Here is a 22,644-nt window from a genome sequence, read left to right on the forward strand (position 1 = left end):
GCCTCCAGCCAGCCAGCCTGGCTCATCGGCTTGGGCCCGCTCCGTGCTTTCGGCCCGCATCGTGGCGGTCTGCGGGGCAACGGCTCGTGCGGCGATGGAGCTCCCCCCCTGGCCGCAGCCGCTCAGCATCGGAAGCGCCAGCAGCAACAGCGTGGCAAGTGACACGGCCAGACGGTCGGGGCGAATCGACATGGGGCGACCTTCCTCCTACTCTCGAACAGGGTCCACGGATTTATCGCTGGCAGGGCGAATCGGCTGACGCGGTAGAGACATGGTTTTGGTAAAGGAATGGAAAAGTTATCATTAATAAATTGTCCCGCACGTGTGGAGACCCCTTTACAGGCTGCGTGGGATCCGGTATCTTGCTTCTACTTCCTGAGCGCAGGTGGCGGAATGGCAGACGCACTAGTTTCAGGTACTAGCGCCGCGAGGCGTGTGGGTTCAAGTCCCACTCTGCGCACTACGCGTGACCAGGTCTCGAAGGACCTGGTCATTTTTTTGTCCGGCCAGCCTCTTGTTCCCGGCCCGATAGGCGTCAGCGCCCGTTGGCCTGGCCCGCTGCTCGGACCGCGTGTTCTCCTCGGCGGTGTGGGACCCGGCTAGCGTGCCGGCACGCGGCTCGCGGGTTCGGAAGTGCCGACCGGGCTGATCAGCAGTTCGCGAAACCCTGTGTGCGGGTCAGTCACCCGCTGGAAGCGCAGGTCGGGCAGCACGGCCAGAACGATTTCCGCCGTGGTGTGGATGGGCGATCCGTCCATCAGGTGGCCCCCAACCGTGTGCCCCTCTGCATCCGATACGGCGATGTGCAGGTGGGCCCCGTCGGGACCGGCGGTTCCCACCAACGACACGATCTCCAGGGGGCCGGTGGTACACCAGGTCTCGTTTTGATTGGCAAAGCGAATGGTGGCTTGTTTCAGACTGCCGACGCAGGTGAGTACGGACACCGCCGACCACTGACCGGACCTGACGTGGCGCAACAGGCCCTGCCTCAGGTCGTCACCGGGCAACAGGCGCAAGGCCACGGCGCGCACGGCGGAGGTGGGCACCTCCTGGGTGGCGGATCGGGTCGTCGCTGCGGCGGGGCCTCGCGGGATGGAGACCACCAGCAGGGCGAGGAGACTAAAGATGGCGGGGGTTGGACGGAACATCGGTTCGCCGAACTGGGGGGAGGCGTCGCCATTATCGCGTACGTGCTGGCGAACTTCCACGAGGCTGGCTATCATGCCGAGATGGGCCCCGCTTCGCGCCGCGCGGGGGCGCCCCGCATCGTTCCATTGAGCGGCCGCTGCCGCGGGAGGAATCGCGACACCATGCGCATCGCCATCGCCAGCGACCACGCGGGGCATCGCCTCAAAGAGGACGTGGCCCAGCGCTTGCTGCAGGCTGGTTTCGAGGTCCTGAACCTGGGCGCCGGGCCGGAACCATCCGACTATCCCCTCTCCTCGGAGGCGGTTGGTCGGGCGGTGGCGTCTGGCGAGGCTGAGCGGGGGGTGCTGGTCTGCGGATCCGGCATCGGCGTGGCGATCGCCGCCAACAAGGTTCCGGGAATCCGAGCCGCCACGATCGGAGAGCCAGTCTCGGCGCGTCTGTGTCGTGAACATAATGACGTCAATGTGATCTGCCTCGGCGAGCGCCTGATCGGTCCCGAAATGGCCTGGGAGTGCGTGCGTGTGTTCCTGGCGACGAATCATTCCGAGATGGGGCGTCATGCCGAGCGCGTGCGCCAGATCGGCGAACTGGAAAATGGGCGCTCCTGAGGGGCGTTGACGAGGCCGTTTGAGGCGAAAGGTGGGAGCCCTCCATGCAACTCGATGAGATCAAAGCCGTTGATCCGGACCTGGCGACTGCGTTGGCGGCGGAGTTCGAGCGCCAGTCTCACCATCTCGAACTGATCGCCTCGGAAAACTTCACCAGCCGGGCGGTCATGCAGGCGCAAGGGAGTGTGTTGACCAACAAGTATGCCGAGGGGCTTCCGGGCAAGCGCTATTACGGGGGCTGCGAGCACGTCGACGTCGCCGAGAACCTGGCGATCGCCCGGGCTTGCGCGCTGTTCGGCGCCGCTCACGCCAACGTGCAACCTCATTCCGGGGCGCAGGCCAACATGGCGGTATTCCTGGCCAATTTGAAGCCAGGGGACACCATTCTTGGCATGAACCTGGCGCACGGCGGGCACCTCACGCACGGCAGCCCGGTCAACTTTTCCGGCCTGTACTTTCAGGTCGTGCCCTACGGGGTCGACCCGGAGAGCGAACGGATCGACTATGACCAGTTGCGGGCCCAGGCGCTGGCCCATCGCCCCAAGCTGATCATTGCGGGGGCCTCTGCCTACTCTCGGGTGATCGACTTTGCCGCGTTTCGTCGTGTCGCCGACGAGGTCGGGGCGTTGTTGATGGCCGACATCGCCCACATCGCTGGGCTGGTCGCGACAGGCCTGCACCCGACCTCGGTGGGGCACGCGCACTTCACCACCACCACGACTCATAAAACCCTGCGGGGACCGCGTGGGGGACTCGTGCTGTGTGGTGAGGAACACGCCAAGGCCATCGACAAGGCGGTCTTTCCTGGGCTGCAAGGGGGGCCCCTGATGCACGTGATCGCCGCCAAGGCGGTGGCCTTGCACGAGGCCCTGCAACCCGAGTTCAAGACCTACATGGAGCAGGTGGTCGTGAATGCGCGTGCGATGGCCGATACGTTCTCCGCCGAAGGTTTGCGCGTGGTTTCCGGTGGAACGGACAATCACCTGCTGTGCCTGGACCTGCGCGCGGTGGGCCTGACGGGTAAGGAGGCCAGCCAAATGCTGGGCGAAGTCGGCATCACGGTCAACAAAAACACGATCCCGAACGACCCGGAGAGTCCCTTCGTCACCAGTGGCATTCGCATCGGGACGCCGGCCATCACCACCCGAGGGGTGCGGGCTGCTGAAGCCGAGCGCATCGCTCAGGCGATCGCCGGCTTGCTCAAGGCGCGTGGCTCCGACGCGGCGCGCCAGGATGCGAAAGCGGTGGTGGCGGAGGTCTGCGACGCGTTTCCGCTCTACCCGGAAGGAACGGCTGCCCCGGCCGGGGCACACCGTTGACCCGCCGACGCCCGACCTGGGACCAGTATTTTCTCCGGATGGCGGCGGTGTGTGCAGAGCGCGCCACCTGCGACCGCAAACTGGTCGGGGCGGTGATCGTGCGCGACAATCACCCGATTGCGACAGGCTACAACGGGGCGCCTCCCGGTCTTCCCCATTGTGATGAAGCGGGGCACCTGTTGCGTGAGGTCGACGGCCGCCCCTCGTGCCACCGCGCGACGCATGCCGAGCAAAATGCGATTTTGACGGCGGCTCGCTTCGGCCACCGCACCGAAGGCGCGACCATCTATGTCACAGCCCAGCCTTGTTTGAACTGCGCCAAGGCCATCATCACCTCCGGCATTCGCAAGGTGGTCTGGACGGAAGGCTATCCCGACCCGATCAGCCTCGAGTTCCTGCATCAGGCGGGGGTTGAGCTGGTGCACCTACCCCCCGACGCGGTTCACTGAACGGGCTCGGGGGCTGTTGCTGGCTCTTGAGCCTCCTGCTGCCTTGTGTTAACCTTTTCGGGCTTCCTGCTCGGTTTTTTCGGGGTTTCCTCGCTTGCGTGAACAGGCCTTGCCTTTCCTCGTGACACTGCTGGTCGCGTGGCTGGCGACCGACCTCCTGATTCCTTGGGTCACGCGAGCGGCATACGCGCTGGGGCGGGTCGACGAACCCGACGCGCGCAAGGTCCACACCGTCCCGATTCCGCGGTTGGGAGGCGTGGCGATTTTCCTCGGCTTCGTGGTGGCGGTGGTGGCCATCGAGTTGCTGGTGCCAGGACCCTTGTTTCCCCGCACGGGACCGTTCCTCGGGTTGTTCGTTGGCGCGGCGCTGATTTTTTTACTCGGGATTGTGGACGACCTGCTGCCACTCCCGGCGCGCTGGAAACTGTTGGTCCAGATTGTGGCCGCTTCCGTGGCGGTCTGGTTGGGCGTCCGGATCGAGGTCCTCAGCAATCCGTTCGGCGGAATGTTCATTCTTCCGATGAGCGTCTCCGTGGGCCTCACGGTCTTCTGGCTGGTCGGCATCACGAACACCATCAATTTGATCGACGGCCTCGATGGCCTGGCCGGCGGCGTCAGTCTGATTGCCGCGAGCACCACGGCGCTGATCGCCTTTCAGACCAAGCAGCCGGCCCTGGCCTTGCTGGCCCTGGCGCTGGTCGGGGCGACGATCGGCTTCCTCCGCTACAACTGGAACCCCGCCAAAATCTTCATGGGGGACAGTGGCAGCCTGTTTCTGGGGTTTTCATTGGCGGCCATCTCGGTGGTGGGGTTGCTGAAGGTCGCCGCGACAGCGGCCTTGCTGGTGCCGATCCTGATCTTGGGCGTGCCCATCTTCGATACGGCTTTCGCGATCGTCCGACGTGCCATCCAGCGTCGCCCGATCTTCTCGCCCGACCGGGGACACCTGCATCATCGGCTGCTGGGGCTGGGATTTTCCCAGCGCCGGGCCGTCGTCATCATCTATGCCATTTGCCTGTTGCTGGGCGGCACGGCGCTGACCCTTTTCGGAATTCATGAGGGGGTAGTGGTGCTGTTCACGGCGATCGCGATCCTGATATGGGCCTTCTCTTCTCGCTTCATTCGCGCGATCAAAGTCACGGCGGAGGAGCCATGAAACCTCTGGTGATGACGGTCTTCGGGACGCGACCCGAGGCCGTGAAAATGGCTCCGCTGGTGCTCGCCTTGCAGGCGTGTCCGGACCTGGACGTCGCCCTGACCGTGACGGCTCAGCATCGTGAGATGCTGGATCAGGTGCTCGACCTGTTTGGGTTGGTGCCGGACCACGACCTCGACCTCATGAAGGCGGGACAAAGCCTGACGGACATCACGACGCGCGTGTTGACCCACCTGGGGCCCGTTCTGGATGAACGAAAACCCTCTCTGGTTCTGGTTCATGGCGATACCACCACCACCTTCGCCGCGAGCTTGGCCGCTTTCTATCGTCAGATCCCGGTCGGGCACGTGGAGGCCGGGCTCCGGACCCCGGACCGCTACAACCCGTACCCGGAGGAGATGAATCGGCGCCTGACGACCCAGTTGGCGAGCCTTCACTTCGCCCCGACGGCTACTTCCGAAGCGCAATTGCGGGCGGAGAACGTGGCGGCCGACGCCATCTACCGCACGGGCAACACCGTGATCGACGCGTTGCTGATGACCGCGCGCCGACTGCCACAGGCGCAGACGGCGACGGGTCGGCAGATTCTGGTGACGGCCCATCGGCGAGAAAATTGGGGTGAGCCGCTGGCGGCGATCTGTCGTGCCATCCGACGGCTGGTGGAGGCGTATGCGGATGTGAGAGTTCTCTTTCCGATTCATCGCAACCCGGTCGTCCGCGAAACGGCTCAGGCGATTCTTGGGGGGCATCCTCGCATCGAGATGATTGAACCCCTTGATTACGCGCCTTTTGTCGCCGCGATGCGCGATTCCTATCTGATTCTGACGGACAGTGGCGGTGTGCAGGAGGAAGCGCCTTCCCTGGGCAAACCTGTCTTGGTTCTTCGAACCACCACGGAACGCCCAGAGGCGATCGATGCCGGCACCGTGGAACTGGTCGGGGTCGATGAGGAACGCATCGTGACGGCCGCCTGCCGGCTGCTGGACGACCCCTCGGCCTACGAACGCATGGCGCGCGCCGTGAATCCTTACGGCGATGGCCACGCCTGTGAGCGCATTGTCAATGCCTGCCGCTATCACCTGGGAGTGACGACGCATCGACCGACCGCCCTGTTCGGGGCAGACGTCGCAGCGCGGGGTTGAGTGGCTGAGGCTCAAAAGTCGAGCGAGACGAGGCGCGTTTCGACCCCTTGCAGCAGGGGGCGCCACACCACGCTGAGGGCAAAACAGTTCCACTGATGGCTTACGTGGAGCCCGAGGTCTTCCGGGAGCCAAGGGCCGGCTTGAAGCACCTGACTGATGGCGCCCTGAATGCCGTAGCGCCAGCGAGGAGCGGGTTGGTGGGTCATCTCGAATCGCAGCCGCTCCGCCGCCAGCAGGCGGTCGTGCAACAGGGGGGTTTGGCCGAACGTGCGCACAGACTCCAGCGTTTCCGAGAGCATCAGGCCCTCGGAAACGCGTTGTTGCAGGTGCCAGGAGGCGCGCCAACCGGCAAACCACCCGGAGGCCTCGCTGGCCGCGTAATGATTGAGCCACGGGGCCAGCCTGCACTCGCTTTGCCAGCCCCCTAGCGGCGCCCACGCCGGCGTTTTCCCCTCCCATTCGAGTCTGGTGCGCCAGGCCCCTGCCTGGCTCCACTCCTCCCACAGGAAGCCGGTCTGCGCCGTCGGGCGGAGGCTCAGCTGGCCTGGCAGGGTCCAGGCGGCCGCTCGCCAGGTGGCTTCCGGGAATCGGTGAACGGCGATCTCGTTGAGGTTGGCGCGGTAGTCGACCGTCAGGCTGCAGTCACCTTGCGCGCCCAGTTCCCAGTTCCAAGCATTGGCGGCCCGTGGGCCCCCCTGCCCGGTTGCCCAGGGGGTTTCGTAGCGAAGCAGATTGGTCACGCCCAGGTTTGCGAGCTGCGTGTGATGTTCCACGCTCGCCTGGAGACCGCGTCCCGTGGCGTAGCTGAGGGGAAGGCTGATGTGGGCCTGGGGATCGGGACTGAAGTCCACGCGGCCACTTGTGATGAGCCCGAGATAGGGGTCAAATCCCAGCGTTGGTCCGGCGAGGGATGCGTGTCTCCGCTGGTCTCGGGGCGTCAGGGGAACCTTGAGGCCAGGCAGGCGCAACAGAGGTCTTCCCCACAGTTCCAGGCCAGGGTCCTGAATCTCGAGTCCCTGCCTTTCGTCCTGCGGGTTGAAGCGGAATTGGCGGCCAGAGACCAGGAGGTCAGGTTCGGTATGGGGGCAGGCGGCGGCGTGAGTGTCACTCAGGATGACCTCCGTAGGCGAGATTTGCAGGCGTTCCCCACGCGCCTGCCTCCGGTCCTGCCAGACCGCCCGGTATCGGCGCATGGTCACGCGCGATTGGATGAGATCGACCTGCGCTTCCTCGGCGTTCGCGACGAGGTCCGGGGTGGCGAGTTGCACCTCTCCCCGGAGGTTTGCCTGGCCCCCGCGACGCCGATAGGTCAGGTGCTCGGCCCGTGCTTTGCCGCTTTGCCAGCTCAGCCGCACGTGGCCACTGGCAACGAGGTCACCACTGAGGCCCTCCTCACGCAGGACATCCGCCTCGATGACCAGCTCCGGCTGCTCGAGTTTGCGATCTGGCTGCCTGACTGCCGTCGGCGCACGAGGCGCCAGGAGGGCAGGAGGCGCGACGACCGGCTCCAAGGTTTCAGTGGCGCGCCGCGGCCGCGCTCAAACTTCGAATTTCCTGGTCTGCGTCGCGCAGACGCAGGCTCAGTTTCTTCACCAGGTTGCGCAGCAGTGAGGCTGCCAGGCCGGGATTCTGGGCAATCAGGCCTCGCAATTCCGACCCTGGAATGCGCAGCAAGTCCGCGTCCACGAAGGCCGTCGCCGTCGCCGAGCGAGGCAGGGCATCGAAACAGGCCAGCTCCCCGAAGATCTGGCCGCGGTCGAGCAAGGCGAGCCTTTGCGTGCTGGTGCGCCCGACTTCGGTCGTCAGTTCGATGGCGCCGGTCAGGACCAGAAACATGTCTTCACCGGCGCTGCCCTCGCGAAAGACCTCCTCTCCGCGGCGGAGGGATTCTGTCCGGGCAATGCCGAGGACCGCCTCCAAGACGGCCTCCGGCACGTCCAGAAAGACGTCCGTGCGGGCCATCAGGGCGCGTGTTTCGTCCGTGTCCGGCATGGTGAGGCCGCCTTTCTCGATGGTTGCGCGGAGGTGGCTACCCGGCCCCGCTCCGAGGCGGGCATGCTAGCACGTGCGGGGGCGTGTGGGTCAACGCTCTGCTATCATGCGCCTCATGCAACCGGAATGCGGGCCTGCCTGGTGGGCGGAGCGATTTTCTCGTCAGATCTTGCTGCCAGAGGTCGGGCTGGAGGGGCAACGCCGGTTGCATGCCGCCAGGATACTGGTGGTCGGGGCGGGAGGACTGGCCGCACCCCTGGTGGGCTACCTCGCAGCGGCAGGCATCGGACAGCTCGATCTGATGGACGCAGATTGTGTCGAGCCTTCGAATCTTCCCCGACAAACCTGGTTTGCGCCGACCGATTGTGGCCAGTTGAAGGTGGAAGTGCTGGCGCGAGAAGTGCAGCTTCGTGCGCCGGACGTGATCCTCCGCGCGCGGCCTCAGCGATTCACCCCGGAAAATGCCGTGGCGGCATTGTCGGACGTCGACGTGGTGCTCGACGCCAGTGACAACTTCGCGACCCGATTCTTGCTGAACGATGCCTGTCGCTTGGCTCGCGTTCCGTGGGTCCACGCCGGGGTCACGCGCTTTTCAGGGATCGTGACGACATTCTTGCCGGAGGGGCCTTGCTATCGCTGCTTTTTTCCCCAGCCACCTGAACGGGGTCGTCTGCCGGGCTGCGCGGAAAGTGGGGTGTTGGGGCCGGCCGTGGGGATAGTCGGCGCGTGGCAGGCCCTCGAGGCTCTCAAGTTGTGTTTGGGTCACTTTGCCGCGACGTTGGCCGGCAGGGTTCTGACCCTTGACCTCTGGCACGCCACCCAGGCGTCGGTGACCCTGAACGCCGACCCGAATTGCCCGCTCTGCGGGGATTTACCCGAGATTCTCGCCGTGGATCCTCGAGAAGTCAGTTATGAGGCCACCCGCCAGACGTGATGAAGCACCCCGCCCTCGCGCTTGCCATGTTGACGCTATTCCTGTGGGGTTGCCCGGCCTTCTGGGTCGAACGTGGGCCGGTCGTGACCCCTCTGCGCTCGCTCGAGCGGCCGGCGCTGGCTGACCTACCCGAACCGGACAGTTACCTCGATCGCTTATCGGATTGGCGCAGGGAGGTCCGTGTGGGCCTGGGGGGGCAGGTGGAAGCGATCCTGTGGGATGCCCGCCTCGGCGCGGCCGGGGTGGCTCACGAGGTGGCAATCAATCACCTGACGCCTGCCGCGGCCAGAGACCTGCTCGTCCAGCGATGGCAGACGCTCTACGGTCCGCAGCAGGACCGCTGGGCGATTGATCTGAATTGGCGATTTGATGAACAATTTGTCTCCAGCCGGAGGGTGCTGGAGCCGACTGGCTGGACGTTTCGCTTACATACGAGCCAGGGCATCGAGTTGGCGCCAATGCGCGTGTCGGTCCTGCGGCTGGAGCAGGCCCCGGTGGACGGGCACTGGACAGGTTCCGTACGACTCTGGTTTTCCTGGCTCGACCCCCGACGCGATCCCGTCGTGCGTGGAGATACGACCTGGCTGCGCCTGGAACTGCGCCATCGCACAGGCCACGCGGAGATCACTTGGCGCTTCCCCGGGGCTTGGTGAGGGATGCAGCTGAAGGGAGTCTGGAAAGGTGGTATAAGGCTTAGACAGGCCTGTGCGCGGCCCGTCGCGCGGCCGCTGTGCGGCTGCCCCCCGGAGACACGAACGTGCTGAACAAGATTCTGACCAACGTGGTGGTCACGGAAGAGGGCGTCGCCCGGATTCACCAACTGCTGAGTGAACTCGTGCGGGATGTGGATGCCACGGCCGCCTTCCTCGTCGAAAAGAGCGGCCAGATGCTCGCGACAGAAGGTGAGATTCGGGGCCTCGACACCACGGCGATCGCCTCTCTGGTCAGCAGCAGCTTCGCCTCGACGCGGGCCGTCGCCAAGCTCATCGGTGAGAGCGAGTTTCAGGCGATGTTCCAGCAGGGTGACCGGGCCAGCCTGTTTCTCTACTCGCTTCCCACTCAGGACATTCTGGTGGTGATCTTCTCCGATCTGAGCAAGACGGGCCTGGTCAAGGTGCAGGCGGCAGAAACGGCCAAGGCCCTGTCACACGAACTTGAACAGATGGGCCAAGCTGACCCGTCGGCGTGAAGGCCGCTAGCGGGACAACGCCGTCCTCGCCGGCAGGCTCTGGCGAGCCCGGACACCGAGGCGCCCCGAAACGCGCGATCTGGCTCTTTCTTGCGGTTAGGCTAGGGTCGTGGTACGGTTAAGAGTCCCGACGCGATTGGCTTTCGCCGATAATGGAGTGTCACCCAAGCACATGAGTGGGTTCGGTGCCGCCTACGGGCTGCTGCTGTCCATCTTCTTGGGAACCGGCTTGGGCTACGGGTGTGATCTCACCTTCGGGACGTCTCCTTGGGGCTTGCTGCTCGGCGCACTGGCGGGCTTTGCAGCTGGTCTCTACAGCCTCTTTCGTTCACTGACCCCTCCGTCATGACGCCTCACCCCCCCCACCAAGACGAGCTGACGTGCTTGCTAGGACGCCTCAATCGGCATCTGGCAGGACTTGCAGTGGGGCTTACGATTGCATTCAGTTGGGTGGGCTGGCCGTGGGGGGCGTCCGCTGCCTTGGGCGTCGTGTTCGCTGCGATTTACTTTGCCCTGCTGGCAGTGCAGACGCGCGGGGTCTTCGCGCTCGGGCGGCGCCCCACCCCTATTCGCTCCGTGCTGGCCCTGGCATTGCGGCAGATGGTGTGCCTGCTGGGGCCTATTCTGGCTCTCTTTCTGTTCGGGGAGGCGTGGCTCGCCTGCCTGGTGAGCTTGTTTCTCGGCCGGCATTGGATCTTGGTTGTGGCCTGGCCCACCACGCCAGCTGGCCTGGTTCCCCAACGAGCGTCGGCGTGAGACCGGCGCAGCTTGACTTGAGGACGCGACAACCGTGAACCCCTTTCAACTGGCACAAGCTCACGACGGTCATGACCACGGCGTCGCCTTGCAGGACGCTCCGTCGGCTGCGGCCGTCACCGATTCGGCTCACGTCGCGGCGCCTCACGCCGCCGAACATGGCGGGGGGCTGACGATTGGCGTGCACTGGCAGGAGACGATCCCCGGCTGGGGGGTCGTCAATGCGGATACCGTGTTGTACGGCGGGCTGGTGATGTTGACCCTGCTGGTGGTGTTCGGGCTGCTCGCGCGGACGGTCAGTGCGATACCCGGCGAGCGCGCGGGTGTCGTCGGCACCTTGCTGGAGGAAGTCGTAACGTTCTGTCAAAAGATGGTGAACGACTTCATTGGTCCTGCCGTGGGTCCGTACCTGTGGTTCATTGGCTCGATCTTCGTGTTCGTGTTGACGGCGAACTGGCTGGCGCTGCTTCCCTGGAAAGCCTGGGAAACCTTTGCGGGCGCCCCTCTCGGCCACGCCTTGGGCCTGCCCCACGCGCTGGTCTACGAGGCGCCGACGGCAGACCTGAACATGACGCTGGCGATGGCTTTGATTACCCTGGCGCTCTACTGGTACTTCGGCATCGCCAGCAACGGGCTGTCTGGCTTCCTGGGGCATCACTGGTTCGACAAGCCGGTGGCCCTGTTTCCGCTCCGGATGCTGGAAGACGTCACGCGCCCGCTTTCCCTGGCGTTGCGACTGTTTGCCAACCTCACCGCGGGCCACGTGATCGGCTTGGTGTTGCTGATGCTGACCTACTTCGTTGTGCCTGCCGTCATGCTTCCCCTTGAACTTTTCGTCGGTGCCGTGCAGGCCTTTGTGTTTGCGGTGCTTTCGGCCTCCTACATTGGTACGGCAGCCGCTGACCATTCCCATGGTCACTGATGCCGGTTCTCCCGGTTTTCTCTTGATCGTCTTTAGACGCCCCAGTACACGCGACAAATTTGGACTCACTTGAAAGGAGATCCCAACCATGGCAGAAGCCAACGCTCTTTTGGCCCTTGGCAACGTGGCAGGAATGGCCATGCTCGGTGCCGGCCTCTCGATGGGCCTCGCGGCCATCGGCCCTGGCGTGGGTGAAGGCACCCTGTTCGGCAAGACCATTGACGGCATTGCGCGTCAACCCGAGCTGGAAGGTCGCCTGATCGGGCGCGCGTTTACCTTCTTCGCCATCATTGAAGTCTTGGCCTTGTTCGGTTTCGTCGTGGCGATGTTGCTGCTGTACACGGTCGGCAACCCGATCGTCGCCCTGCTGACGAAGTTGGCCCAGTAGAACTGCGATGGCCCGCCGGCTGATCTCCAGCCGGCGGGGTGGTTTGGTCGTGCTCCCGGCGCGGTGTATTCGGGAGCGCGCACTCAGGATTCACTGAGAAAGCGAAGTCTCATTCATGTTGGAAATCAACCTGACCCTTCCGATCATGATGGTCATGTTTCTGTTGTTCTCCGTCGGGATGAACATGGTCTTCTTCAAACCCGTCTCGCGTGCGCTTGACGCCCGCAAGACGTATCTCGACGCGCAGAGAGCGGCCGCGCAGATGTCCTTGGACACGGCGCTCCTGCTCCAAACCGACTACGAGGCGCGCTTCAAGCAAGCGCAAGCCGAGTCGCACGCTGCGATTCAGGCCGCTCTCAAGTCGGCCGAGCAAAACCGTCAGCAATTGATTGAGGCGGCCAATGCCGAGATTGCCGAGGAGATGGGGCGGGCCCGCGAGGTCATCCGTCAAGAACGGGACCGCGCCGTGGCGTCGCTTTCCTCCGAGGTGGGGGCCTTCAGCGACCTGATTCAACGCCGCATTTTGTCCGATGCGGGTGGCCGGTCCCTGGCCGCTACCCCCACATCGAATGTGGGAGGGGTGTGAGCGATGGAGTTCAATGTTTGGCACGCGATCGCCAATATTTTCAACTTTTTGCTGTTTGTCGTGGTGATCGTCAAGTTCGCCGGCCCGGTCATTGCGAAGGCCGTGCGGGATAGCCAGGAGAGCACCAAACAGGCGATTGTGCTGGCCGATGAGGCGCTGGCCTCTGCGGAAACCGCATTGGCCGAGACGCGCGCCCGCCTCGCCAACGTGGACGATGAACTGGCCGCGATGCTGGCTGATGCGAGGCAATTGGCGGACCATCAGGCGGCGAAGATGGCACGTGCGGCCGAGGAAGAAGTGGCCAGGCTCCGCAGCGCGGCGCACGACGAGATTGGCCGGGAGCGTCAGGCGGCCGTGAACGCCCTGAGGCAGGCGTTGGCGGAGCAAGCCTTCGAAAATGCTGCCTCCGCGATTCGGGCCTCAATGAATGCGGAGCGCCAGAATGCGCTTGTCGCCAACTTGATTCAGAAAGTGGGGGATGGGTCATTAGCACTCAAGTGATTGCGGACCGCTATGCGGACGCCCTGTTTCAAGCTGCGGAGGCTCACGGAGAGGAACTGCTCTCCCGGGTCGACGAGGAATTGACGGCGCTGGCCGAGGCGCTTCGTACCTCCCCTGATCTCGCCAGAGCTTTTCAGGCGCCTACCATCAAAGTGGCGGAAAAGCAGGCGGTCGCCCGGCAACTGATGGCGGCCGCGCACCCGTTGACCCGCAACGCGCTTCTGCTGATGCTCGAGAAGAAGCGTGGGGCCCTTCTGCCGGAACTGCGCGGGGCTTTCCGCCGTCGCTTGGATGCGCGGCAACGTCGGGCCGCCGTGCAGGTGACCAGTGCTTTTGCGCTCGATGAACAGCAGACGCTGAGCCTTTCGGCCCAACTTGAGCGTCAGCTAGGCCAGTCGGTGGTGATGCAGACCCTCGTGGACCCGTCCTTGATCGGCGGCTGTATCGTCAAAATTGATGACCAGGTCATCGACTATTCGTTGAGGGGGCGCCTGGAGGCCCTTCGCCTCTCCTTGAATTGAACCCCAATCTCGTGCGGGGGCCTGCGGTCCCGGCAATCCGACGTACCCCTACCAGTCTCAACCCCTGAAATCGCTATCGTTTCGGCACGCCACGACCCCCGTGCGTCCGGCAGTCAGAAAGAGGACCCCCATGATCGGCATCAGTCCAGCAGAAATCAGCGCCGTGCTGCGCCAGCAGATTGAGAACTTCGAAGGCGAAGCGCTGGTCACCAATACGGGCACCGTACTCGAGGTGGGCGACGGCATTGCCCGCATTCACGGGCTCAAGAAGGCCATGTCCGGTGAGATGCTGGACTTCGGCAACGGCGTGATGGGGTTGGCTCTGAACCTGGACGAAGACACCGTTGGCGCCGTCGTGCTCGGCGACTACAAGCGCATCCGAGAAGGCGATGTGGTCAAGACCACCGGACGCATTTTGGAGGTTCCCGTCGGTGACGCCTTGCTGGGACGCGTGGTGAATCCGCTCGGGCAAGCCATCGATGGCAAGGGCCCCATCGCCAACGCGGGCACCCGCCCGGTCGAGAGCCCGGCACCCGGTATCGTGGACCGAAAGTCCGTGCACGAGTCGATGGCCACTGGCGTCACGATCATCGATGCCCTGATTCCCATCGGACGGGGACAGCGTGAGCTGATCATTGGCGATCGCCAGACGGGCAAGACGGCCGTCGCGGTGGACACCATCATCAACCAGAAGGGTAAGGGTGTCATCTGCATCTATGTCGCGATCGGCCAGAAAACCTCCACGGTGGCCCGCGTCATCAAGGCCCTCGAAGACAATGGCGCGATGGAATATTCCATCGTGGTCTCCGCCGGTGCCGACGAGCCCGCGCCGATGTCCTACCTGGCACCCTACTCGGGAGCCGCGATGGGCGAGTACTTCATGTACAACGGCAAGCACGTCTTGATCGTCTACGATGACCTCACGCGTCAGGCCTGGGCTTACCGGGAGATGTCCCTGTTGCTGCGCCGTCCGCCGGGCCGTGAAGCTTATCCTGGCGACGTGTTCTATCTCCACAGTCGCTTGCTGGAGCGGGCTGCCAAGTTGTCTGACAAGATGGGCGGCGGCTCCATGACAGCGTTGCCGATCATTGAGACCCAGGCTGGTGACGTCTCGGCCTATATCCCGACCAACGTCATTTCGATCACGGACGGTCAGATCTTCCTGGAGACGGACCTGTTCAACGCAGGTGTTCGCCCTGCCGTGAACGCTGGTATCTCAGTGTCTCGTGTGGGCGGCGCGGCCCAGACCAAAGCGATGAAGAAGATGGGCGGTTTGCGCCTTGAATTGGCCCAATACCGCGAGTTGGCTGCGTTCTCGCAGTTTGCCTCGGACCTTGATAAGGCCACCCAGGCGCAGCTTTACCGTGGTCAGCGCCTCACCGAGTTGCTGAAGCAACCTCAGTACGCCCCACTCTCCGTCGGTGAACAGGTGATCCTGATCTATTCGGGCACCTCGGGCTTGCTTGACGATGTGGAGGTCACGGCGGTCGGTCGCTTCAAGGCCGAACTGCTGGCGTACCTGAGCAGTCAGCGCCCGGAAATCGAACGCGCCATCACCGAGACCGGCGTGCTCGACGACGAGACGACCCAGAAGATGCGCGACGCCATTGACACCTTCAAAAAGACGGTGTTCAGCGGCAACTCGTCGAAGAACGCGTAGGGAGGCTCGAGATGGGAGGAAACGCCCGGGAAATTCGGGCGCGCATCAAGAGCGTCAAGAACACCGAAAAGATCACCCGTGCCATGCAGATGGTGGCAGCGGCCAAGGTTCGTCGCGCGCGGGAACGCGTGGAGGCGGCCCAGCCTTATGCCATCGCCATGGACCAGGTTTTTCGGCAAGTGGCGTCTCAGGTGCCGCCGAGTGAATATCGCTCGCCCTTGCTTGAGAAGCGTCGGATCCGCAAGGTGGCATTGATCGTCATCACCTCGGATCGGGGCCTGTGTGGTGGCTACAACGCCAACGTCCTGCGGATGGCCATGAACCGCTACCGCTTCTGGCTGGATGAGCACGACGAGGCGAAACTGATCGTGGTGGGCACCAAGGGAGTGCAGTTCTTCAAAGACGAGCAGTTCGATGTGGTGGCCAGACTCCAGAACCTGCCGGCCATCCCGACGCCGCACGAAGCGGCTCGGATCGTCAAGCTCGCGACGGACCTGTATGCCTCGGGGCAGGCGGACCTGGTCGAGCTGATCCATACCAACTTTCGCTCAATGGTCAGTCTGGTGCCCACTGATACGGTGCTTTTGCCGGCCTCGGTGCCGGGCCGGGAGCAAGACCCCCATTCGCTGGACGCTTATGTGCCCGACGGTCCGCCGCAGGCGCAGTATCTGTATGAGCCAAGCCCGGATGTGGTGCTCGACGCGATGGTGCCGAAGTACCTCGAAACGCTGGTCTACCAAGCCTTGCTCGAGTCCGCGGCTTCCGAGCTGGCGGCCAAGATGACGGCCATGAGCGCCGCATCCAAGAATGCAAAGGAACTCGCGGCCGAACTCACGCTGGTCTACAACAAGGCGCGACAGGCTTCGATCACCCAGGAAATCCTCGAGGTTGTCGGCGGCGCTGCTGCCCTCTAACCCGATTGTGTAAGGAGACATTCAATGTCGGCAGTTTCGACGGATACGCATATCGGCGAAGTGACCCAGGTGATCGGTCCGGTCATCGTCGTCAACTTCCCTTCTGGCCACCTGCCTGCGATCTACAACGCGGTGCGGGTTGAGGCCGTGACCGAGACGGGGAAGGCTCTGGCCATTACCGCCGAGGTCCAGCAACACCTGGGTGACAATCGCGTCAAGGCGGTGGCGATGAGTTCCACCGATGGCATTCAACGGGGGATGAAGGCGGTCGACACGGGCGCTCCCATCTCCGTGCCTGTGGGCAAGGTGACCTTGGGGCGCATCTGGAACGTCTTGGGCGAAGCCATCGATCAGCAGGCCGAACCGACCATTCAGGAACGCTGGCCGATCCACCGGGCCGCGCCGGTGCTGACCAGCCTGGAAGTGACGCCGCAAGTTTTCGAGACGGGCATCAAGGTCGTCGATCTCCTCGCCCCCTACGCCAAGGGCGGCAAGATTGGTTTGTTTGGTGGGGCCGGTGTCGGCAAGACGGTGTTGATCCAGGAGCTGATCCACAACCTGGCCAAACAGCACGGCGGTGTCTCCGTGTTTGGCGGGGTGGGAGAGCGCACGCGCGAAGGCAACGACCTCTATCACGAGTTTATCGAGTCGAACGTTATCGACAAGGTGGCGCTGGTTTACGGCCAGATGAATGAGCCGCCCGGAGCCCGCATGCGGGTCGGGTTGAGTGCGCTGACGATGGCCGAATACTTCCGGGACACCCAGAAGATGGACGTGCTGTTGTTCATCGATAACATTTTCCGCTTCACGCAGGCGGGTTCTGAAGTGTCCGCGCTGCTTGGGCGTATGCCCTCTGCCGTCGGTTACCAGCCAACGCTGGCCACCGAGATGGGACAGTTGCAGGAACGCATCACCTCCACCAAGGATGGTTCGATCACCTCGGTTCAGGCCATCTACGTGCCTGCTGACGACCTGACGGACCCGGCGCCGGCTACGGCCTTTGCTCACCTGGACGCCACCACCGTGCTGGATCGCAAACTGACCGAAATTGGTATCTATCCCGCTGTTGATCCATTGGCTTCTACCTCTCGGATGCTCTCCAAGGATATCGTTGGGGAGGAGCATTATGGCACGGCGCGCGAGGTGCAGCGGATCCTTCAGAAATACAAGGAACTTCAGGACATCATCGCGATCTTGGGCATGGACGAACTCTCGGAAGAGGACAAGCTGGTCGTGGCGCGTGCGCGGAAGATCCAGCGGTTCCTTTCCCAGCCGTTCCACGTGGCTGAGGTCTTCACGGGGAACCCCGGGAAGTACGTCAAACTCGCCGACACGATTCGCTCTTTCCGTGAGGTCGTGGAAGGTAAGCACGATGAGCTGCCGGAACAAGCGTTCTACATGGTCGGCACGATCGAAGAGGCCATCGAAAAGGCACAGAAACTGATGGCGCAGGGGTGAGTCCCATGACCAGAACCTTTGAACTGCAGGTTGTAACGCCTGAACGACGGGTTTTTTCCGAACAGGTGAGTTTCGTCTCATTGCGCGGCGCGCAGGGGGAACTCGGCATTCTGCCCGGCCACATCCCGCTCTGTACGACGCTCGCGCCTGGTCTGCTTCAGTACACGCTCGAAGATGGCCGCCAGGGAGTTCTGACGGTCATGGGCGGCTTTCTGAACGTCCAGCCCGATGGGGCGACCGTTCTTGCCGACGTGGCCGAGCGAGCCGAGGAACTGGATGAACATCGGGCTCGCAAAGCCAAGGAACGGGCCGAGCAGCACCTGTCTGAACAGCAGGACGCATTGGCCGAAGCGTCGCTTCAAAGGGCCCTCGTTCGCCTGCGGGCGTTCGAAGTGCTGGGTACGGCTGCAGCACGTCGTTGACCCCCCGATAGGGGTTGATCTGCCCTCTTGGCCCAGGCCAAGAGGGTTTTTTTTGGGGTGACGGGGCCAGCGGGCAGAGGTTATCAAAAGCTTAACGATTCCGATCACTTTCGTTGACATTCGTTTGGCCCGTGTGTTACTTTGGGACAGCACTTGTCAGCGCCTGACGCGTCAAGCCTGGGGTTTCACAGGGGGTGGTGCACCCCCTTTTTGATTGAGCACTCAATGGTGCTCCCCTGACGTCAGGTTTCCACCCGAAAGGACGAGGTACGACCATGCGGGTCATCATCACGCTGGCTTGCAGCGAATGCAAGCGGCGCAATTACGTCACCACCAAGAACAAGAAGACCACTCCAGATCGCCTTGAGAAAAACAAATACTGTCGTTTTTGTCGGGCCCATCATCCCCACAAAGAAACGAAGTAGTTTCGGCGCTCGGAACAGATAAAATCGTGGCTCAAACGGACGACCCCAAACTTCAACTCTCTCCGGTGGACGCGTCAGCATCCTCCACTGGGGACGCGTCTGGTGACGCCGACGCGGGAGAGCAGGCGCGAGAGCGCTCGCTCCAGTTGGGTGGGGGCGTCCCCTCAGGGGCCTTCCTCGGGCGCTATGCGGCCTTTCTCGGGGAAGTCCGAGAGGAGATGCGCAAGGTTACCTGGCCCACGCGCAAGCAGGTCGTGACAGAGACCATCGTCGTGATCTGCGTGGTGATCTTTTTTGCCTTGCTGATCACCGGGGTCGATTCCGTTTTTGCCACGTTTTTTAACTGGTTCTTGTTCGGCAAACCCCTGCCGTGGCAGAACGCATAGCGCTGACGAGGAGTCATACACCGTCATGGCCAAGAAGTGGTACGTCATCAACACCTATTCGGGTTACGAAGACAAGGTTAAAGAGAACTTGCTTCGCCGCGTGGAGACCATGAACCTCACGGACCGCGTGTTTCACGTGGAAGTTCCCGAGGAAACGGTGGTCGAAATCAAGGACGGCAAGCGGGTTGAAAAACCCCGCAAGGTTTTTCCAGGCTATGTCTTGGTTGAGATGGACCTGGACGAGGAGTCCTGGCACGTGGTCCGGAGTACTCCGGGCGTCACGAGTTTTGTGGGCAGTAGCGCGAAGCCAGTTCCCCTTCAGGAACGGGAAGTCCGGAAGATCTTCCGTCGCGCGGCCAGCAAGCAGAAGGTTCAGATCGATCTGCACGCCGGCGAGCACGTGAAGGTCATCTCGGGCCCCTTCGCCGACTTCAGCGGGGAGATTATCGAGATCAATCCGGAACGCGGCAAGTTGAAGGTGTCTGTCTCCATCTTCGGTCGTGCCACTCCCGTTGAGTTGGAATTCGCGCAGGTCGCCAAAGTTTGAGTGCCAGGCCCCTCGGGGGGCCCCGGCATCACGCGTCGCTTCACCCTGTGTGAACAAGACGCACCCGTCAATCCCGCACAAACCCTCCTGTCGTGAGTGGCGCGTGCAAAGGTACCAGGAGCACCCACCCCCATGGCTAAGAAAGCAACCGGCTTCATCAAACTCCAGTTGCCGGCCGGCAAAGCCAACCCCGCGCCCCCTGTCGGGCCTGCGCTGGGTCAGCATGGCGTCAACATCATGGAGTTCTGCAAGGCCTACAATGCCGCGACAGCGGAAAAGGCCGGCACGATCATTCCCGTTGAGATCACGGTCTACGAGGATCGCTCGTTCACGTTCGTGCTCAAGACGCCGCCTGCTGCCGTTCTGATTACCAAAGCCCTCGGCATCGACAAGGGTTCTGGCAAGCCGAACAAGGACAAAGTCGGCCGTCTCAGCGCGACGCAAGTCACGGAGATCGCCAAGGCCAAAATGCCTGATCTGAACTGCACATCGCTCGAGTCCGCGGAACAAATGATTCGCGGTACGGCTCGCTCGATGGGTGTCGAGATCGAAGCGTAGCCCCCCCTTCGTTTGTGGGAGAGCGATAACATCGCTCGTTTTGACCACGAGAGGTAATTCATCATGGCTAAATTGAGTAAGCGTCAAAAAGCGCTGCTGGATGTGGTAGACGCCAAGGCCTCCTATGGCCCTCAGGAGGGCGTCGAACTGTCCAAGAAGGCCGCGACGGCCAAGTTTGACGAGACCATCGAGGCTCACTTCCGGTTGGGCATCAACACCCGGCACGCCGACCAGCAAGTTCGCTCCACCGTCGTGTTGCCTGCCGGCACCGGAAAGACGGTTCGTATCGCCGTTATCACCAAGGGCGAGCGGGTCAAGGAAGCGGAAGCCGCTGGCGCCGACTTCGTGGGTTCTGAGGAAATGATCGCCAAGATCGAAGGCGGTTGGATGGACTTCGACCTGCTGGTCGCTTCACCCGACATCATGGGCGCGCTCGGTAAGCTCGGTAAGGTGCTGGGCCCTCGTGGTTTGATGCCCTCCCCCAAGGCCGGCACCGTGACCACCGAAATCGGCAAGTCCGTGCGTGAGTTCAAGGCCGGTAAGGTCGAGTTTCGGGCGGACAAGCAGGGCATCGTGCACGTCCCGGTTGGCAAGGCCAGTTTCGAAGCGGAACGCCTTTACACCAACCTCGGCGCTCTGTACGACGCCATCAACAAGTCCAAGCCGGCTGCCGCAAAGGGCACCTACATTCGCAGCGTCTACCTGACCTCGACCATGGGGCCGAGCGTCCGTCTCGACCTGCAACGGTTGGGCGAGCTGGCTGGCGTTAACAAGTAATTTCTGGTACCATTAATCTTATCTTCAGCCAAAGACAGCAGGTCGTCGCAAGACGGTAATGGGCAACCACCTGCCGAGGTTGCGGTTCTTTCTACTGTTCCTGTTCAACAGGGGTGGGAGACGCAACGTCACCTGCCTCTGTTTTTTTGTTGAAACACAGTCATCCCTTCCACGGAGGAATTCCCTTGCCGACGAAAGATCAGAAGCAAGCGGCCGTCGCAGAACTCAAAGATGCGTTCGGTCGTGCGCAGATGGCTGTCGTGACGGATTACCGCGGCCTTTCGGTCGCGGAACTGACGGATCTGCGCCGCCGCGTGCAGAAGGCCGGCGGTGATGTCACGATCGCCAAGAACACGTTGCTCAAGGTCGCCACCGAAGGGCAGGACAACTGGTCGGCGCTGGACAGCTTGCTGTCCGGCCCGACGGCCGTCGTTTTCGGATTTGATGACGTCGTGGGGCCTGCCAAGGCTCTGTCTGACTTCGCCAAAGAAAAGCGGGCCGTCAAGATTCAGATTCGCGGTGCTGTGCTGGAAGGTAAGGCCGTCGATCCCAAGGGGGTCGAGGGACTTGCCAGCCTGCCGAGCCGCGAGGTGCTCATTGCACAGCTTCTGGGCGTGCTTCAAGGCCCCACGCGCAACCTGGTCGGCGTTCTCGCCGGTCCGTCGCGCAAGGTGGTCTACGCCCTCGAAGCCATTCGCAAGGCCAAAGAGTCCGCCTAGTTTGTTCCTGCTGGAGAGAGCGACCCGTTCGCTTTCCTCCACCCGGCGACCCCCTCTCAGACCCAACCGGCTGCGCTTAGCGCGAGCCATCAAGGAGAAAATCCGATGCCTACCATGACCCAAGAAGACATGATCAGCGCCATCGAGTCGATGACCGTTCTCGAGCTGAACGAGCTCGTGAAGGCGCTCGAAGACAAGTTCGGCGTGTCGGCTGCTGCCCCTGCCATGATGATGGCTGCGGCGCCTGCCGCTGGCGGCGCTGCTGCTGCTGTCGAAGAGCAGACCGAGTTCGACGTGATCCTCGAGTCCGCTGGCGAGAAGAAGATCAACGTGCTGAAGGTCGTCCGCGACGCGACCGGTCTCGGCCTCAAGGAAGCCAAGGACCTGGTCGACAACGCGCCCAAGCCCGTCAAGGAAAAGATCAAGAAGGAAGACGCCGAGAAGCTCAAGGCTGCCCTCGAAGCCGAAGGCGCCAAGGTCTCGATCAAGTAGTTCCAAGCGGGATTCCCTGTCGAGTCAGGGCAATCACGTAGCCCTCTTCTGCCGGTTAAAGCAGAGGGGGGCTTTTCTTTGGTTTCCACCCCGCGCGTTTTGCTTGGATCTGTTTCTTTGAGCGGGTACTCGACACCAACCATCAGTTTGACCGATTGTTGAACAAGATTATGTTAATTAAAGGCCCCCTTGTGGATCGTTGCAGTTGCAAGACAACAGCGAAACACAAGAGGGCCATCGAATGTTCGACGATTCCTACTGACCTGACACTCTCTTCCGGTGCACTCGTAAATTGGATCTCCCGGTGGGTTACGCGGTTCCTCGTTTGAACTCCTCTGGGCTCAGGAGGCCCAGGGAATTATGTGGTCTGACCTTGTTGTAATCCTCTCGCCAGGCGTCAATTAAGGCTCTGGCGTGAAGTAGGTTCTTGAAGACGTGGGTGTTTAGGCACTCGTCTCGGAACTTGCCGTTGAAGCTCTCGATGTAGGCGTCCTCGATCGGCTTGCCCGGTCGGATGAACTGGAGGCTTACGCCTTGCTCGTAGGCGCACTCATCGAGGGCCTTGCCCGCGAACTCGGGGCCGTTGTCGATCGTGATCGCCTCGGGCCGGCCCCGGCTTGCCACGAGTCCGTCCAAGACTCGCACGACCCGTCCGCCCGGCAGCGAGAAGTCGA

Annotated in this window: 31 protein-coding genes, 1 tRNA gene and 1 other annotated feature; of the genes, 27 read left to right on the forward strand and 5 right to left on the reverse strand. The window is 62.7% G+C overall.

What is annotated here, in order from left to right; translation table 11 throughout:
* A partial coding sequence (locus VKP62_12045) for a hypothetical protein (protein MEB3197924.1) occupies nt 1-192 on the reverse strand: 192 nt, incomplete at its 3' end.
* A 187-nt stretch (nt 193-379) separates the two neighbouring features.
* On the opposite strand from VKP62_12045, the gene VKP62_12050 reads away from it, so the two are divergent.
* Nucleotides 380-460: transfer RNA gene (locus VKP62_12050), tRNA-Leu, on the forward strand.
* 139 nt (nt 461-599) lie between these two features.
* Here VKP62_12050 and VKP62_12055 read toward each other — a convergent pair.
* Nucleotides 600-1,223, reverse strand: coding sequence for a PPC domain-containing DNA-binding protein (locus VKP62_12055; protein MEB3197925.1), 624 nt, complete (start codon nt 1,221-1,223; stop codon nt 600-602).
* Nucleotides 1,224-1,310: 87 nt separating this feature from the next.
* Between VKP62_12055 and rpiB the strand changes: the two genes are divergently transcribed.
* The 5 genes from rpiB to wecB all read left to right on the forward strand — a co-directional run bounded on the left by rpiB (nt 1,311) and on the right by wecB (nt 5,823).
* A complete protein-coding gene (gene rpiB / locus VKP62_12060; protein MEB3197926.1) occupies nt 1,311-1,757 on the forward strand; it encodes a ribose 5-phosphate isomerase B in 447 nt (148 codons plus the stop codon).
* Nucleotides 1,758-1,801: 44 nt separating this feature from the next.
* Nucleotides 1,802-3,076: a serine hydroxymethyltransferase gene (gene glyA, locus VKP62_12065; protein MEB3197927.1), complete on the forward strand. Its 1,275-nt coding sequence runs from the start codon at nt 1,802-1,804 to the stop codon at nt 3,074-3,076.
* Nucleotides 3,073-3,525 carry a cytidine/deoxycytidylate deaminase family protein gene (locus tag VKP62_12070; GenBank protein ID MEB3197928.1) on the forward strand — a complete coding sequence of 151 codons (453 nt, stop codon included), beginning with the start codon at nt 3,073-3,075 and terminating at the stop codon, nt 3,523-3,525. Before glyA ends, VKP62_12070 begins: the two co-directional genes overlap by 4 nt.
* A 94-nt stretch (nt 3,526-3,619) precedes the next feature.
* Nucleotides 3,620-4,681: an MraY family glycosyltransferase gene (locus tag VKP62_12075; GenBank protein ID MEB3197929.1), complete on the forward strand. Its 1,062-nt coding sequence runs from the start codon at nt 3,620-3,622 to the stop codon at nt 4,679-4,681.
* Entirely contained in the window at nt 4,678-5,823 is a 1,146-nt protein-coding gene (gene wecB, locus VKP62_12080) for a UDP-N-acetylglucosamine 2-epimerase (non-hydrolyzing) (protein ID MEB3197930.1), read from the forward strand. The genes VKP62_12075 and wecB overlap by 4 nt, the downstream gene beginning before the upstream one ends.
* A gap of 11 nt (nt 5,824-5,834) precedes the next feature.
* Here wecB and VKP62_12085 read toward each other — a convergent pair whose 3' ends face one another.
* Together VKP62_12085 and VKP62_12090 are read right to left on the reverse strand one after the other, a co-directional pair.
* On the reverse strand, nt 5,835-7,334 hold the full coding sequence (locus VKP62_12085; protein ID MEB3197931.1) for a hypothetical protein: 1,500 nt from the start codon (nt 7,332-7,334) through the stop codon (nt 5,835-5,837).
* 4 nt (nt 7,335-7,338) lie between these two features.
* Nucleotides 7,339-7,815 carry a cyclic nucleotide-binding domain-containing protein gene (locus tag VKP62_12090; GenBank protein ID MEB3197932.1) on the reverse strand — a complete coding sequence of 159 codons (477 nt, stop codon included), beginning with the start codon at nt 7,813-7,815 and terminating at the stop codon, nt 7,339-7,341.
* Nucleotides 7,816-7,930: 115 nt separating this feature from the next.
* Here VKP62_12090 and VKP62_12095 point away from each other — a divergent pair, with 115 nt between their 5' ends.
* The 21 genes from VKP62_12095 (at nt 7,931) to rplL (ending at nt 21,970) form a co-directional block, all read left to right on the forward strand.
* Nucleotides 7,931-8,749: a HesA/MoeB/ThiF family protein gene (locus VKP62_12095; protein ID MEB3197933.1), complete on the forward strand. Its 819-nt coding sequence runs from the start codon at nt 7,931-7,933 to the stop codon at nt 8,747-8,749.
* A complete protein-coding gene (locus VKP62_12100; protein MEB3197934.1) occupies nt 8,746-9,402 on the forward strand; it encodes a hypothetical protein in 657 nt (218 codons plus the stop codon). Before VKP62_12095 ends, VKP62_12100 begins: the two co-directional genes overlap by 4 nt.
* Before the next feature lie 104 nt (nt 9,403-9,506).
* Complete coding sequence (locus VKP62_12105; GenBank protein MEB3197935.1) at nt 9,507-9,938, forward strand: roadblock/LC7 domain-containing protein; 432 nt, start codon at nt 9,507-9,509, stop codon at nt 9,936-9,938.
* Nucleotides 9,939-10,110: 172 nt separating this feature from the next.
* Entirely contained in the window at nt 10,111-10,287 is a 177-nt protein-coding gene (locus VKP62_12110) for an AtpZ/AtpI family protein (protein MEB3197936.1), read from the forward strand.
* Nucleotides 10,288-10,427: 140 nt separating this feature from the next.
* Entirely contained in the window at nt 10,428-10,694 is a 267-nt protein-coding gene (locus tag VKP62_12115) for a hypothetical protein (GenBank protein MEB3197937.1), read from the forward strand.
* 34 nt (nt 10,695-10,728) lie between these two features.
* Nucleotides 10,729-11,616: a F0F1 ATP synthase subunit A gene (gene atpB / locus VKP62_12120; protein ID MEB3197938.1), complete on the forward strand. Its 888-nt coding sequence runs from the start codon at nt 10,729-10,731 to the stop codon at nt 11,614-11,616.
* 88 nt (nt 11,617-11,704) lie between these two features.
* On the forward strand, nt 11,705-12,004 hold the full coding sequence (gene atpE / locus VKP62_12125; GenBank protein ID MEB3197939.1) for an ATP synthase F0 subunit C: 300 nt from the start codon (nt 11,705-11,707) through the stop codon (nt 12,002-12,004).
* A gap of 115 nt (nt 12,005-12,119) precedes the next feature.
* Nucleotides 12,120-12,590 carry a hypothetical protein gene (locus VKP62_12130; protein ID MEB3197940.1) on the forward strand — a complete coding sequence of 157 codons (471 nt, stop codon included), beginning with the start codon at nt 12,120-12,122 and terminating at the stop codon, nt 12,588-12,590.
* A 3-nt stretch (nt 12,591-12,593) separates the two neighbouring features.
* Nucleotides 12,594-13,091, forward strand: a complete 498-nt coding sequence (locus VKP62_12135) for an ATP synthase F0 subunit B (GenBank protein ID MEB3197941.1) — start codon at nt 12,594-12,596, stop codon at nt 13,089-13,091.
* Entirely contained in the window at nt 13,088-13,612 is a 525-nt protein-coding gene (gene atpH, locus VKP62_12140) for an ATP synthase F1 subunit delta (protein ID MEB3197942.1), read from the forward strand. Before VKP62_12135 ends, atpH begins: the two co-directional genes overlap by 4 nt.
* 130 nt (nt 13,613-13,742) lie before the next feature.
* The gene (gene atpA, locus VKP62_12145) at nt 13,743-15,272 is read left to right on the forward strand and encodes a F0F1 ATP synthase subunit alpha (protein ID MEB3197943.1); all 1,530 of its coding nucleotides are present in this window, start codon (nt 13,743-13,745) and stop codon (nt 15,270-15,272) included.
* Between the two features lie 11 nt (nt 15,273-15,283).
* Nucleotides 15,284-16,186 (forward strand): ATP synthase F1 subunit gamma, encoded by a 903-nt coding sequence (gene atpG, locus VKP62_12150; GenBank protein ID MEB3197944.1) that lies wholly within the window; start codon nt 15,284-15,286, stop codon nt 16,184-16,186.
* A gap of 24 nt (nt 16,187-16,210) precedes the next feature.
* Nucleotides 16,211-17,644: a F0F1 ATP synthase subunit beta gene (atpD, locus tag VKP62_12155; protein MEB3197945.1), complete on the forward strand. Its 1,434-nt coding sequence runs from the start codon at nt 16,211-16,213 to the stop codon at nt 17,642-17,644.
* Between the two features lie 5 nt (nt 17,645-17,649).
* On the forward strand, nt 17,650-18,066 hold the full coding sequence (locus VKP62_12160; GenBank protein MEB3197946.1) for a F0F1 ATP synthase subunit epsilon: 417 nt from the start codon (nt 17,650-17,652) through the stop codon (nt 18,064-18,066).
* Nucleotides 18,067-18,341: 275 nt separating this feature from the next.
* Complete coding sequence (rpmG, locus tag VKP62_12165; protein MEB3197947.1) at nt 18,342-18,491, forward strand: 50S ribosomal protein L33; 150 nt, start codon at nt 18,342-18,344, stop codon at nt 18,489-18,491.
* A gap of 26 nt (nt 18,492-18,517) precedes the next feature.
* On the forward strand, nt 18,518-18,877 hold the full coding sequence (gene secE / locus VKP62_12170) for a preprotein translocase subunit SecE (GenBank protein MEB3197948.1): 360 nt from the start codon (nt 18,518-18,520) through the stop codon (nt 18,875-18,877).
* Nucleotides 18,878-18,902: 25 nt separating this feature from the next.
* On the forward strand, nt 18,903-19,424 hold the full coding sequence (gene nusG, locus VKP62_12175; protein MEB3197949.1) for a transcription termination/antitermination protein NusG: 522 nt from the start codon (nt 18,903-18,905) through the stop codon (nt 19,422-19,424).
* Between the two features lie 132 nt (nt 19,425-19,556).
* A complete protein-coding gene (gene rplK, locus VKP62_12180; protein MEB3197950.1) occupies nt 19,557-19,982 on the forward strand; it encodes a 50S ribosomal protein L11 in 426 nt (141 codons plus the stop codon).
* 63 nt (nt 19,983-20,045) lie between these two features.
* The gene (rplA, locus tag VKP62_12185) at nt 20,046-20,759 is read left to right on the forward strand and encodes a 50S ribosomal protein L1 (GenBank protein MEB3197951.1); all 714 of its coding nucleotides are present in this window, start codon (nt 20,046-20,048) and stop codon (nt 20,757-20,759) included.
* A 10-nt stretch (nt 20,760-20,769) separates the two neighbouring features.
* Nucleotides 20,770-20,916: a sequence feature (ribosomal protein L10 leader region), on the forward strand.
* Nucleotides 20,917-20,944: 28 nt separating this feature from the next.
* On the forward strand, nt 20,945-21,478 hold the full coding sequence (rplJ, locus tag VKP62_12190; protein ID MEB3197952.1) for a 50S ribosomal protein L10: 534 nt from the start codon (nt 20,945-20,947) through the stop codon (nt 21,476-21,478).
* Nucleotides 21,479-21,592: 114 nt separating this feature from the next.
* On the forward strand, nt 21,593-21,970 hold the full coding sequence (gene rplL, locus VKP62_12195) for a 50S ribosomal protein L7/L12 (GenBank protein MEB3197953.1): 378 nt from the start codon (nt 21,593-21,595) through the stop codon (nt 21,968-21,970).
* 309 nt (nt 21,971-22,279) lie between these two features.
* Here the strand turns inward: rplL and VKP62_12200 are convergent.
* On the reverse strand, nt 22,280-22,644 hold a 365-nt coding region (locus tag VKP62_12200), incomplete at its 5' end, for an integrase core domain-containing protein (GenBank protein MEB3197954.1).

Source organism: Candidatus Sericytochromatia bacterium, assembly GCA_035285325.1.
GTDB lineage: Bacteria > Cyanobacteriota > Sericytochromatia > S15B-MN24 > JAQBPE01 > JAYKJB01.